This window comes from Streptomyces sp. NPDC052012 (assembly GCF_040689265.1).
GTDB lineage: Bacteria > Actinomycetota > Actinomycetes > Streptomycetales > Streptomycetaceae > Streptomyces.
In genome coordinates, this window is sequence record NZ_JBFAXA010000001.1 from 87,569 (window position 1) to 101,060 (window position 13,492).

Annotated in this window: 9 protein-coding genes; 8 read left to right on the forward strand and 1 reads right to left on the reverse strand. The window is 70.7% G+C overall.

The window, feature by feature from the left end; genetic code table 11:
* Positions 1-123 precede the first annotated feature (123 nt).
* From rplU to AB0412_RS00410, 8 genes are all read left to right on the forward strand, one after another.
* Positions 124-444 carry a 50S ribosomal protein L21 gene (gene rplU / locus AB0412_RS00375; protein ID WP_006132815.1) on the forward strand — a complete coding sequence of 107 codons (321 nt, stop codon included), beginning with the start codon at positions 124-126 and terminating at the stop codon, positions 442-444.
* A 14-nt stretch (positions 445-458) separates the two neighbouring features.
* On the forward strand, positions 459-713 hold the full coding sequence (rpmA, locus tag AB0412_RS00380; protein ID WP_366400198.1) for a 50S ribosomal protein L27: 255 nt from the start codon (positions 459-461) through the stop codon (positions 711-713).
* A 131-nt stretch (positions 714-844) separates the two neighbouring features.
* Positions 845-2,281, forward strand: coding sequence for a GTPase ObgE (gene obgE, locus AB0412_RS00385; RefSeq protein WP_366400199.1), 1,437 nt, complete (start codon positions 845-847; stop codon positions 2,279-2,281).
* Positions 2,282-2,393: 112 nt separating this feature from the next.
* On the forward strand, positions 2,394-3,914 hold the full coding sequence (locus AB0412_RS00390; RefSeq protein WP_366400200.1) for an FG-GAP-like repeat-containing protein: 1,521 nt from the start codon (positions 2,394-2,396) through the stop codon (positions 3,912-3,914).
* A gap of 300 nt (positions 3,915-4,214) precedes the next feature.
* Positions 4,215-5,768 carry an alkaline phosphatase D family protein gene (locus AB0412_RS00395; RefSeq protein WP_366400201.1) on the forward strand — a complete coding sequence of 518 codons (1,554 nt, stop codon included), beginning with the start codon at positions 4,215-4,217 and terminating at the stop codon, positions 5,766-5,768.
* 330 nt (positions 5,769-6,098) lie between these two features.
* Positions 6,099-7,595, forward strand: a complete 1,497-nt coding sequence (locus AB0412_RS00400; protein ID WP_366400202.1) for a bifunctional cytidylyltransferase/SDR family oxidoreductase — start codon at positions 6,099-6,101, stop codon at positions 7,593-7,595.
* Between the two features lie 183 nt (positions 7,596-7,778).
* A complete protein-coding gene (locus tag AB0412_RS00405) occupies positions 7,779-9,854 on the forward strand; it encodes a hypothetical protein (RefSeq protein WP_366400789.1) in 2,076 nt (691 codons plus the stop codon).
* A 182-nt stretch (positions 9,855-10,036) separates the two neighbouring features.
* Positions 10,037-11,263 carry a glycosyltransferase family 2 protein gene (locus tag AB0412_RS00410; protein WP_366400203.1) on the forward strand — a complete coding sequence of 409 codons (1,227 nt, stop codon included), beginning with the start codon at positions 10,037-10,039 and terminating at the stop codon, positions 11,261-11,263.
* Here the strand turns inward: AB0412_RS00410 and AB0412_RS00415 are convergent.
* Complete coding sequence (locus AB0412_RS00415) at positions 11,232-13,244, reverse strand: hypothetical protein (RefSeq protein ID WP_366400790.1); 2,013 nt, start codon at positions 13,242-13,244, stop codon at positions 11,232-11,234. The two genes, AB0412_RS00410 and AB0412_RS00415, sit on opposite strands and share 32 nt — an antisense overlap.
* Positions 13,245-13,492 lie beyond the last annotated feature (248 nt).

Below are 13,492 nucleotides of genomic sequence, written 5' to 3' on the forward strand. Positions count from 1 at the left end.
CGTAAACCTCTTCCTTCCGGGTGCCACGGTGACGTGTCACAGCGTCCGGGAGAGGCCGTTCGTGTTCGATGCCGGGCGGCTGGCCTGCGGGGGTGCCGTTCTTCGAGCGAAAGAGAGATCCGCGTGTACGCCATCGTGCGCAGCGGTGGTCGCCAGCACAAGGTTGCTGTCGGCGACATCGTTGAGGTTGACAAGATTTCCACCGCCAAGGTTGGCGACACGGTCGAGCTCTCGACCCTGCTCGTTGTCGACGGCGACTCCGTGACCAGCGACCCGTGGGTGCTGGCCGGGATCAAGGTCCAGGCCGAGGTCGTGGACCACCACAAGGGCCAGAAGATCGACATTCTGCGCTACAAGAACAAGACCGGCTACCGCCGTCGTCAGGGCCACCGCCAGCAGTACACGGCGATCAAGGTCACTGAGATCCCCGCGGCTGCGAAGTAAGGGACTGAGGAGAGATGGCACACAAGAAGGGCGCATCGTCCACCCGTAACGGTCGTGACTCCAACGCTCAGCGCCTCGGCGTGAAGCGCTTCGGCGGTCAGGTCGTCAACGCGGGCGAGATCCTGGTCCGTCAGCGCGGCACCCACTTCCACCCCGGTGCCGGCGTCGGCCGTGGCGGCGACGACACGCTGTTCGCGCTGCAGTCCGGTGCGGTGCAGTTCGGCACCCACCGTGGCCGCAAGGTCGTGAACATCGTTCCGGTCGCCTGAATCGTCTGAATCACCTGATTCAGCGCCGGTCGCTTTCGCGAGGCGGACCTCACTTCCCGGGTGGGAAGGCGGGTCCGCCTTTCGCGTGTTGACAAGGCAACACCCTCGTACGTCTCTGGAGGCACCCCACCATGACCACCTTCGTGGACCGCGTCGAGCTGCACGTCGCCGCGGGTAACGGAGGCCACGGCTGTGCCTCCGTCCACCGTGAGAAGTTCAAGCCGCTCGGCGGCCCCGACGGCGGCAACGGCGGGCGCGGCGGCGATGTGATCCTCACCGTCGACCAGTCCGTGACCACGCTCCTCGAGTACCACCACTCCCCGCACCGCAAGGCCACCAACGGCAAGCCCGGGGAGGGCGGCAACCGCAGTGGCAAGGACGGGCAGGATCTGATCCTGGCCGTGCCGGACGGGACCGTCGTCCTCGACAAGGCGGGCAACGTGCTCGCCGACCTTGTCGGGCACGGCACGTCCTACGTCGCCGCCCAGGGCGGTCGCGGCGGGCTCGGCAACGCCGCTCTCGCGTCCGCGCGGCGCAAGGCGCCCGGATTCGCGCTGCTCGGCGAGCCGGGGGACCTGCGGGACATCGTCCTGGAGCTGAAGACCGTCGCCGACGTGGCGCTGGTCGGCTACCCCAGCGCCGGGAAGTCGTCCCTGATCTCCGTGCTCTCCGCCGCCAAGCCGAAGATCGCGGACTATCCCTTCACCACGCTCGTGCCGAACCTCGGTGTGGTCACCGCCGGATCGACCGTCTACACCATCGCCGACGTCCCCGGGCTGATCCCCGGCGCCAGCCAGGGCCGGGGGCTCGGGCTCGAGTTCCTGCGGCACGTCGAGCGGTGCAGTGTGCTGGTGCACGTCCTCGACACCGCCACCCTCGAGTCCGACCGCGACCCCGTCTCCGACCTCGACGTCATCGAGGAGGAGCTGCGCCAGTACGGCGGCCTCGACAACCGCCCCCGCATCGTCGTCCTCAACAAGATCGACGTCCCGGACGGCAAGGACCTCGCCGAGATGGTGCGGCCGGACCTGGAGGCACGCGGATACCGCGTCTTCGAGGTGTCCGCCGTCGCGCACACCGGGCTGAAGGAACTGTCGTACGCCCTCGCCGAGCTCGTCGCCCAGGCGCGGGCCGCCAAGCCCAAGGAGGAGGCGACCCGCATCGTCATCCGGCCCAAGGCCGTGGACGACGCGGGCTTCACCGTCACCCGCGAGGCCGACGGGCTCTTCCGGGTGCGCGGCGAGAAGCCCGAACGCTGGGTCCGCCAGACCGACTTCAACAACGACGAGGCCGTCGGTTATCTGGCTGACAGGCTCAACCGCCTGGGTGTCGAGGAGCAGTTGGTGAAGGCCGGGGCCCGCTCCGGTGACGGCGTGGCCATCGGGCCCGAGGAGAACGCGGTCGTCTTCGACTGGGAGCCGTCCGTCACCGCCGGTGCGGAGATGCTCGGCCGGCGTGGCGAGGACCACCGCTTCGAGGCGCCCCGCCCGGCCGCCCAGCGACGCCGCGACCGGCAGGCCGAACGGGACGAGGCGGAGCAGGAGTACGACGACTTCGAGCCGTTCTAGGCAAGAAGTCCGGGTGAACCGCGGGGCAACCAACGGGCGTTCCGGCGTGTCGTAGTGATCGTCAACTGCTCGGTCCTACGACTCCCACGACTCCCACGACAGGAACTCCCCCATGGCAGTCCCTTCCCCCCACCGCACACCCCTCACCCGCCCCGCGCGCCTCGCCCTGGCCACCGGCGTCGCCCTCGTCGCCGGTGCGCTCGCCGTGCCGACCGCGTACGCCGCTCCCGCCGCGGGGGCGGCGGCGACCGGCACCACCCGGCCGCACGACGACTTCAACGGCGACGGCTACGCGGACCTGGCGGTGGCCGCGCCCACCGCGACCGTCGGTGGCAGCAAGGGCGCCGGGTACGTCGCCGTGCTGTACGGGTCGGCGAACGGGCTGCGCACCGCGACCAAGCAGCTGCTCAGCCAGAACACCGCCGGTGTGCCGGGCAGCGCGGAGCCGGACGACGCCTTCGGCAGCGCCCTCGCGACCGCCGACCTGGACCGGGACGGCTACGCCGATCTCGTCGTCGGCGTCAGCGGTGAGGACACCGCGGACGGGGGAGCCGGCTCCGGGCTGGTGGAAGTGGTGTGGGGCGGGCCCGAGGGCCTGTCCGGCGGGGCCGCACTCGCGTCCGGCAGGAACGTCCTCGACGGTCTCGGCGCCGAGGGCCGCCTGACCACCGGGGACATCGACGGCGACGGCGACCTGGACGTGGTGACGGTGGAGCGCCTGCACGATCCGCGGGTCCTCAAGGGGCCGTTCGGCCGGGACGGCGCTGCGGCGCAGGGCGAGCAGGTGGTCAAGGACGAGTTCGACAGCCGCGTCCTCGACCTCGCCACGGGTGACGTGAACGGCGACGGCATCACCGACCTCGCCGCGGCCCAGAACGACAACGAGGAGTTCGACGCCCGCCGTGTCGTGTACTGGCTGGGCAGCCGCGACGGGCTCACGCCGTACCGCGATGTGGAGGGCACCGACGGCTACCGCCTCAAGGGCGGGGAGAACCTCGACGTCGGGGACGTCGACGCCGACGGCATCGACGACATCGTGACGGGCCGCGCCGTGGACGGCTACGACAGCGACCTCGACACGCCGCTGCCCAGGGGCGGCCGGGTCACCTGGATCCCCGGCACCGAGGCCGGGCCCGACGGCACCCGGGCCGTCCACCTCAACCAGGACAGCGCGGGGGTTCCCGGCAGCGCCGAGCGCGGCGACGGCTTCGGCACCGACGTCCGGATCGCCGACGTCGACGGTGACGATCACCCGGACGTCGTCACCGGGCTGCCCGGCGAGGACCTCGGTGCCGTGAAGGACGCGGGCGCGGTCGTCGTCCTGCACGGCACCGCCGCCGGGCTCACCGGGGCCGGAGCCCAGGCGGTGACCCAGAGGACCGCGAACGTGCCGGGCACTGCGGAGACGACCGACGCCTTCGGCCGGGCCGTCCACCTCGGCGACGCCGACGGTGACGGTCTCGCGGACCTCGCCGCCGGCGCGCCGGGTGAGAACAGCGGGGCTGGCTCGGTCTGGTACTTCCGCTCCTCCCCGGAGACGGTCGTCACCCCGAACGGCACCACCACCTTCGGCGCGGGCACCCTCGGCACGGACCCGACGAACGCCCGCCTGGGCACGACCCTGGCCGACTGAACGGCCCGCGAAGGCCGGCGACGGCCGAACTGACGGCCTGCGAAGGCCCGCCACGGCCGACTGACCGCCCACGAAGACCCCGCGGTCATCCGGCTGACGGCCACGACAGCCGGGTGACCCGTCGTCAGCCCCCGCTCACCTCGGTGACCCGTCACGGCAACGGCCCGTTCCCGTGCTGTGGCGGGTTTTCTGTTGTCTGTCTTCTTGTCATGGACGCGAACCGTGGAGTTCAGCGCGCGGACCGTCCGGAAGGCGAGCTTCCCACTGTCCAAGAGGCCAGTGAGACAGGGGAGTTCGCTGATGACCGAGGCAGTTTCGCCCGACCGCCGACGCGTACTGACCGCCGGGGCCGCCGTGCTCGGCGCCGCGGCCTCCGCCCAGTTGTGGCTGCCGGCCACCGCACGTGCCGCGGTGCACAAACCCTTGCCCGACGGAGTGTTCAGCCTCGGGGTGGCCTCCGGCGACCCGCTCCCGGACGGCGTCGTGCTGTGGACCCGGCTCGCCCCGGACCCGCTGAACGGCGGCGGCATGCCGAACCTCCCGGTGCCGGTGGAGTGGCAGGTCGCCCAGGACTCCCGGTTCAGAAGGATCGTGCGCCAGGGCACCGCCCAAGCCCGGCCCCAGTACGGGCACAGCGTCCACGTCGACGTACGCGGGCTGCGCCCCGACACCACGTACTGGTTCCGCTTCCGCGCCGGCGGGCAGCTCTCGCGCACCGGCCGTACCCGTACCGCCCCCGCCCCGCACAGCGCCGGCGGCAGCCTGCGGGTCGCGCTCGCCTCCTGCCAGAACTGGCAGCACGGCTACTTCACGCCGTACGCCGACATGCTGGACCAGGACCCGGACATCGTGGTGTTCGTCGGCGACTACATCTACGAATCGGTCCCGTCGGCGACCGGCGTACGGCGGCACGAGGGCACGGGGGAGCCGTACAGCCTGACCCAGTACCGCAACCGGTACGCCCAGTACCGCTCCGACCCGGACCTCGCGGAGATGCACGCGAACGCCCCCTTCGTGGTCACCTTCGACGACCACGAGGTCGACAACGACTTCGCGGGCGAGATCCCGCAGGATCCCGACAAGCAGACGCACGACGCCTTCGTGGCCCGGCTCACCGCCGCCTACCAGGCGTACTACGAGCACATGCCGGTACGGGCGAGCGCCGTTCCGAACGGTCCGCACATCCGGATGTACCGCCGGCTGGAGTTCGGCCGCCTCGCCCGCCTGAACGTGCTGGACACCCGGCAGTACCGCAGCGACCAGGCCACCAGCCAGGAAGGCGCCAAGGACCCGTCGCTGACGATGCTCGGCGCCGCGCAGAAGCGCTGGCTGGTCGACGGGCTGCGTCACTCGCCAGCCCGCTGGAACCTGATCGCCTCGCAGATCATGATGGCCGAGACGGACCTCCAGGTCGGCCCCGGCAAGCTCTGGTTCTACGACGCCTGGGACGGCTACCAGGCCGAACGAAGCGCACTCCTCGAGGAGTTCCGCCGGGTCAGCAACCCCGTCGTGCTCACCGGCGACCGCCATCTGACGATGATCAGCGACCTGAAGGCGGACTTCGCCGACCCGGACTCCGCGGTCGTGGGCGCCGAGTTCGTCGGCACGTCCATCTCCAGCAACGGCGACCAGGACCAGGCGGCGTTCCGTGCGCAGTGGGACCCGCGCCGCCCGGACAACCCGCACTGGAAGCTGCTCGACGCGCACCGCGGCTACCACCTGTTCGACATCCGCCGCGACGGCATCGACGCTCGCGTACGGGTCGTCGACACCGTGGTGAAGCCGCAGGCGACCCCCCGCACGCTGGCCGCGCTGCGGGTCGACGCGGGCCGGCCGGGAGTCCGGCTCGCCTGACCACCGGGCACAGGGGCGACAACCGAAGCTGCGGAATTCCTGTGAGGATTCCGCAGCTTTTCGGTCTCGGCGCCGGGGCCTGCCGCCGCACAGGTGAAGACGCACCGGTGGCACCGGGCTTCACCGGCGTCACGCAGTGCAATGGCTAAACTCCTGTGGAGTTACTCACAGCAATTCACAGGCCGCCCAGGGAACCGTCACCAATCACCAGGAGTCCAAGGTGAATGACAGGTTGCGCGCACATATGCGGCGGAGGACGCTCACCTTGCACTGCGGTAACCATGAGTGGGACCATTTCGAAGTTCCCTGTCGCCCCAAGGTAGGTCACCTGTGTCCCAGCGCATAGCCAAGCCCCGTACCACCGCAGTGATCCTGGCCGGCGGTACCGGCCAGCGGGTGGGTCTGTCGATCCCCAAGCAGCTGCTGAAGATCGCCGGCAAGGCAGTCATCGAGCACACCCTGACCACCTTCGAGAAGGCCGACTCGATCGACGAGATCATCGTGCTGATGGCGCCGGGCTACGTGCCCGACGTCGAGAAGATCGTCGCCAAGGCCGGGTTCACGAAGGTCACGAAGATCATCGAGGGCGGCTCGACGCGGAACGAGACGACCGAGCGGGCCATCGCCGCGCTCGGCGAGGGCCTGGCCGACGGCGAGGACCTCAACGTCCTCTTCCACGACGCCGTACGCCCCCTGCTGTCGCAGCGCGTCATCGACGACTGCGTGACCGCCCTGGAGCGTTACCAGGCCGTCGACGTGGCCATCCCCTCGGCGGACACCATCATCGTCACGCGCACGCACGGCGAGGACGGCGAGTTCATCACCGAGATCCCGGACCGCTCCCGGCTGCGCCGCGGCCAGACGCCGCAGGCCTTCAAGCTGTCCACCATCAAGAAGGCCTACGAGGTCGCCGCCGGCGACCCCAACTTCCAGGCCACGGACGACTGCTCGGTCGTGCTCAAGTACCTGCCCGACGTGCCGATCCACGTCGTCGCGGGTGACGAGTACAACATGAAGGTCACCCAGCCGGTCGACGTCTTCATCGCCGACAAGCTCTTCCAGCTCGCCTCCACCGCCGCGCCCGAGCAGAAGGGCGAGGAGGTCTACCGGGAGCTGCTCACCGGCAAGACGGTCGTCGTCTTCGGCGGTTCCTACGGCATCGGCAAGGACATCGCGGAACTCGCCGAGTCCTACGGCGCCTCGGTGTACGCGCTGGGCCGCTCCACCACCGGCACCCACGTGGAGAACCCGGAGGAGGTCGACGACGCGCTGTCCAAGGCGTACGCCGAGACCGGCCGGATCGACTACGTGGTCAACACCGCGGGTGTGCTGCGCATCGGCAAGCTCGCCGAGACTGACAACGCCACCATCGAGGAGGCGCTGAAGGTCAACTACCTGGCCCCGGTGCAGATCGCCCGGTCCGCGTACAAGTACCTGGCGGAGACCAAGGGCCAGCTGCTGCTCTACACCTCCAGCAGCTACACCCGCGGACGCGCCGAGTACAGCCTGTACTCCTCGACCAAGGCCGCCATGGTGAACCTCACCCAGGCCCTGTCCGACGAGTGGGCCGGCGACGGCGTCCGCGTGAACTGCATCAACCCGGAGCGCACCGCCACCCCCATGCGCACCAAGGCCTTCGGCCAGGAACCCGCGGGCACGCTGCTGTCCTCCGAGGCGGTGGCCCGTACGTCGCTGGACGTGCTGCTGTCGGAGCTGACCGGTCACGTCATCGACGTGCGCCAGCAGGACCCGACGGCGGGCGCGGCCAAGGCCTCCGGCTTCGAGGCGGCGCTGGCCTCGGTGCTGGACCGTCAGGACGGCGTGTAATAATTGATCGCAATTAGACTCCGGTAATTCAGGCCTTCGCGGCCTCCCGTTAACGCAGTTGGTTCAACGGGGTTCGCGGGGGCCTGAATCCGTACCTCCCGAAATTCCTACAGGCACAAAACCGGCACTCCCCCTCCAAGAGCAGGTTTCTCCGTGATAACCACCGCTATTCGCGTCGCCCGGGTGGGCAGCGCGGCAGAACTGGCCGCGGCGGTCCTCATGATGCTGGGCTTCCCCTGCCTCATGCTGGCCGCGCTCGTCCCGAGCGTGCCCGCCTTCGCGGCAGCCGCCGCCGTGACGTACCTGGCGGACCACTATCTGCACCGCAAGGGCAGCTATCTGATCAACCGCCTCAGCAAGGTGCGCGCCGGCCTGTCGATCCGCTTCCTGATCCGGCAGCTGCTGCTGATCCTGCTGCTGGCGCGCCTCTCCCTCGCGGACAACCTGATCTACTACGGGGCGATCGCCTGCTTCATCGCCTTCTACGGCCTCCAGGCCCCGCACGGCGCGCTCACCACGCTGATCCGCAACCGCCGCAAGATGCCGGTCGCCACCCGCAACGTCGACCTGGCCTCGCGCATCCGCATCCCCGACGCCCCGCCGCGTGCCCTGCTGCACCGCGCGGCCGAGAAGATGCTGCACCTGGACCTCGCGGCGGTCGCCGGGATACTCCTCGCCGCGGCGACCGAGTCGGCCGTGCCCGGCTTCGTCGGCATCGGCATCACCATAATCCTGAGCACGTCGTACGTGCTGGGTCTGATGCCGTACGTCCGCGGCCGGAAGATCCCGCCGAACGCCGAGAAGGTGCTGGACGCCGTCGACGGCTGGCTGCGCGAGTACCGGCCGGAGACCGTGCTGTACTTCTCCGGCTCCAAGGACTCCGCCTACCAGGTCAACATGTGGCTGGAGACGATGGAGCAGCTGGACACCCGTCCGCTGATCATCCTGCGCGAGCGGGTCATCCTGCAGAACCTGGCGCCCACCACGGTCCCCGTCATCTGCGTGCCCGGAGGGGTGCACCTGATGAACATGGACCTGTCCACGGTGCGTGTCGCGCTCTACGCGGCGAACGTCGGCAAGAACATCCACCTGCTGCGCGTGCCCACCATGAAGCACGTCTTCATCGGCCACGGCGACAGCGACAAGCTCGCCAGCGTCAACCCGTTCAGCAAGGTCTACGACGAGGTGTGGACGGCCGGCCGCGCGGGCCGCGACCGCTACGCCATCGCCGACGTCGGCGTGCGCGACGACGACATCGTCGAGGTCGGCCGCCCGCAGCTGGCCCCGATCCAGACCTGGCAGGGCGTGCCCGGCGACCGCATGCCGACGATCCTGTACGCCCCCACCTGGGAGGGCTGGGACGACAACCCGGGCAACACCTCGATCCTGCTGGCCGGCGAGAACATCGTGAAGAAGCTCGTCGCTGCCGACCCGGCGGTGCGCGTGCTGTACAAGCCGCACCCCTTCACCGGCACCCGCAGCCCGCAGGCCAAGGCCGCCCACCAGCGGATCACCGCGCTGATCGAGAAGGCCGCCGCCGAGCGCGCCGCGGACCTGCGCTTCACCGCCGACGCCGACGTCCAGGCGCAGGCCAAGGCGGAGCTGGTCCGGATCGAGGCGCGGCTGGCGGAGCTGGCCGGCGGCACCGAGAAGGGCGACGAGGCGGAGGCCACCCGCGACGGACTGGTCGACGTGGCCCGGCACGAGGAGATCGCCCGGCTGCGCGCCGAGTGGAACGCCGCGTACTGGCGCTCCTTCCCCGACTGGGAGCACCGCGTGATCACGGGCGCCGAGCCGCGTCTGTACGACTGCTTCAACGTCTCCGACGCGATGGTCTCCGACATCTCCAGCGTCGTCTCCGACTTCATCGCGAGCGGCAAGCCGTACGCGGTGACGGACTCCGCGGAGCTGGGCGTGGAGGAGTTCAAGCGGCAGAACACCGCGGTGCGTGCGGCGGTGATCCTGTCCAACAGCGCCGCCGAGCTGGGCGAGCTGCTGGACGCCGTCCGCTCGCCGGACACCGACCCGCTGGCCGAGGACCGGCGGGAGCTCAAGCGCTATCTGCTCGGTCCGGACGAGCCGAAGTCCATCGACCAGTTCAACAGCGCCGTGAAGCAGCTCGCGCTGAAGGCCGAGACGCGCAATCTGGGCCAGACCGCCCGGGTCGCGGTCGGCGGGCCGGACGTCGAGCTGGCGGACGCGGTCCCGGGCCAGCGGGCGACGGCGGCCGGTGACGAGGGCGGCATAAACGCGGGCTGACCCGCACAGGACGCCCGGCACGCGACTCGGCCCCCGAGGAGTTGATCCTCGGGGGCCGAGCTCTTTCCTGTGACCTCAACCACTAAGGCAATAGTTCGGGGCAACCGCCTAGATCGAACATCCGTCTAACCAACAGTGAATGAGGCGATTCGGGGGAAATATGCCATTGACGAGGGGGAAATGTGACCGTGGCGCACGCTGATGTCACTGTGATCATCGGGGCGTACGAAGCGATGCCGTACCTGGTCGAGTGCCTGGACTCCGTGGCCGCACAGACCATCGACCCGGAGCGCATCGAGGTCATCGCCGTCGACGACGGTTCGTCGGACGGCACGGGGGAGTATCTGGAGGAGTTCGCGGACCGGGCGCCGATGCCGGTGACCGTGATCCGGCAGGAGAACTCGGGCGGACCCAGCGGGCCGCGCAATGTGGGTCTGGCCAAGGCGGCCGGGCGGTACGTCTTCTTCCTGGACGCCGACGACCGGCTGGGCCCCGAGGCGCTGGAGCGCATGGTCGCCATGGCCGACCGGGCCGGCACCGACGTCGTGCTCGGCCGGGTGGAGGGCGTCAACCGCAGTGCGCCGAAGTCGATGTGGGGGCAGACGCTGGAGCGCACCGACGTCTACTCGTCGAACATCAAGTTCACCCTCAGCGCGCAGAAGCTGTTCCGCCGTGAGCTGCTCGACCGGCACGGCATGCGGTTCGACGAGTCCCTGTTCACCGGGGAGGACGCGCTGTTCACCATGGAGGCGTACCTGCGGGCGAACGGCGTGTCCGTGATCGCCGACCACACCTGCTACTACCTGGTGGGCCGCGAGGACGGCAAGCACGTGACCAGGAGCGGCGGTTACACCCTGCGCTTCGACTCCGCCCGCGCGCTGATGAACCTGATCGCCGGCCTCGTGCCCGAGGGCCCGCGGCGCGACCAGCTCATGGTGCGGCCGTTCACGGTGACCCTGCTGCCGCAGTTCGGCCCGCGCTTCCTCAAGGACCGCGACGAGGTGCGGCGGCACAAGCTTCAGCTGGCGCAGCCGCTGATGGACGCCTACTGGACCGAGGGCGTCGCCCGGCTGCTGAAGGTCGAGGAGCGGCTGCGGCTGCACCTGGTGGCCGAGCAGCGGCTCGAACCCCTCACCGACGTCGTGGAGTTCCTCCGGGCGAAGAAGCAGGCGGCGGCCCTGCTGGAGAAGCGCGGCCGCCGCGTGTACCTCGCCTACCCGCACTTCCGGGACAGCGCGGTGGGCATCCCCGACTCCGTGTACCTGGCCTCGCCCCGCGAGGCGCGTGCCTTTCCCGGCTACCGGGAGGGCGGCACCGATTCGGTGCTGCGCCGCGCCGCCCGCAGGGCTCGCCGGATGCTGACCTCCTCCGGCAAGGTCACACCGGGCGGGACGGCCGCGGCGGCGTGAGCGAGGCCGCCTGGGCGGTGTCGCGACGCTGACCGGGCAGCTCCGCCGCGAGCCGCCGGGTGCGCGCCCTGTGCTCCAGCGCGGCCGTGCACAGAGCGCGCACGGCCGCGTTGAAACGCTGCTGCGACGACGGCTCGGCGGGGCCCAGCAGCCGCTGCTTCAACTGCGCGCGCGCCTCGGCCAGTTCGTCCTTCTCCGGGTGCCGCACCGACTCCAGCAGCGCGGGCACCCCGGCCGCGTCCGGGGTCAGTACGGTCGCCGCCGCCACCGTCGGGAACGCCGCGCGGAACGCCTCCTCGGACAGACCGCTGGTGTTGGCCACCGCGTAGGGCTTCTCGCTCGCCAGGAAGTCGCTGATCACGCTCGACACATCGCTGATCAGCAGATCGGCCACGTTGAAGCAGGCGTACAGCGTCGGCCGGGCGTCGGTGACGATCTGGTGCTCCCACTCGGGCAGCGCCGCCCAGTACGCCTCCTCCCAGGCGGCGGTCGTCCGCGTCACCGCCTCGGCCCGGCCGGGCTCGGGCGCGGACTGCACCAGCATCCGCTCGACCTGATCGGCACCCGGCCGGAACACAGCCGTGGTGAGCCGGTCCAACTCGGCGGTCAGCCGCTCCAGTTCCGCCGACGGCGCCGGACGCGGCCCCGACCGCTCCCGGTTCGCCGCCCGGATCAGCTCCCGGATGCGCTGATCGGCGGCGCCCGCCCGCGGATCCACGGAGCCGGTCAGCGGATGCGGCTTGTACAGCAGCCGCACCCCCGGGTCCGCGAGCAGCGCCCGCACGAGGTTCTCCCCGGCCGCGATCACCGAGGTGTTGCCCGGATTGCCGTCCCAGCCCTCCCAGGTCGGCGCGTACAGCACGGTCGTGTGCGGACCGGCCGGCGGGCCCGAGTACGGCCGTACGGTGTCCAGTTGCGGGCGGCCGATCTCCACCACGTCCTTGTCCTCGACGCCCACCTCGGCCAGCGCGTACCGCTCCCGCGCGGCGGGGCCGGCCACCCACACCTCGTCGTACGCCTTCGCGTACGGGTTGCAGGAGGACAGCTTGTCGCTCTCGCCATGGTTGACGAAGGTGTGCTTGATCGTGGGGATGCGCAGCACCTGCGAGGTCTTGCCCGAGTTCGACGGGTGGATGAGCACCTGGAGGGTGGAGTGCTCCAGCCGCATCAGCGTGGACACCTTCGGCAGGCACACGATCGGGATGTCGGTCGGCGCGATCTTCGGCACCATGAAGCGCTCACGCAGGACGATCACCGGCCGGCCGTCGAGCCCGGCCAGCGGCTCCAGCCACATGTTGGCCTGGTAGGCGGACGACACACCGCCGGAGAAGTACAGGCCGACCGTCGGCCGGTACTCGGCCAGCCACGCGTCGAACCACTCCAGGACCTCCTGCTCGCCCGCCGGACGCCGCCCGGGCAGCAGCCGCAGCAGCAGCGCGCAGAGACCGGCCGACGCGAGCACCAGCGACAGGGCGACACCGGCCGCCGCCGGCCGGTGGTCACCGCTCACCGCCGTCACGGCCAGCCCGGCCGACGCGGGCAGGCCGAACACCAGCAGGCGGTGGCCGGGGCGGCGCAGCAGGGCGGCCGGTGCGGGGGACAGCCGCAGCGCCGAGGCGTCGATGTTCCGGGTCACCACGGGCAGCGTGCGGGTGCGGCGGACCAGCACGGACACCGCCTGGATCGCGCAGTGCAGCGCGTAGAAGGCGAGCAGACCGGCGACGAGGGGCGCGTACCGGGTCTCCTGGTGCTGCTCCCCGAGCCGCAGCAGAGCCACCACCAGCAGCAGGTCCCGCAGCACATGCCGCACGGTGACGTCCGCGTGCGACTTGGCGAACACCGACAGCACACCGGGCTGCCACCGGTACAGCACCGCCTCCACCGCCAGGGAGACGGCGGTGGAGGCGAGCAGCAACGGCACGAGCGGCAGCAGCGCGGCGACGGTCTGGGCCACGAAGGCGGCCGCCAGGACGAACGCCACCAGAGCCTTGGCGGCGGTGGGACGGCTGGGCCGGCGGAGCGAGGAGCGGCGGGGGCGGATCCTCGCCGGGAACCGTCGGCGGGGCAGGGGTTCGGGCACTGCGGTCACTCCAGGTTCGTCGCGGGACGGGCGCCCGGGTTAACGCGCGGCGACCTCCGGACGACACGCGTGTGTCCGCGACGAGGGGAGTGACCTCGGGATGCTATGACGGCGGGCCGAGCCGGGCGTGGGGCCGCCCGGCGGACCTG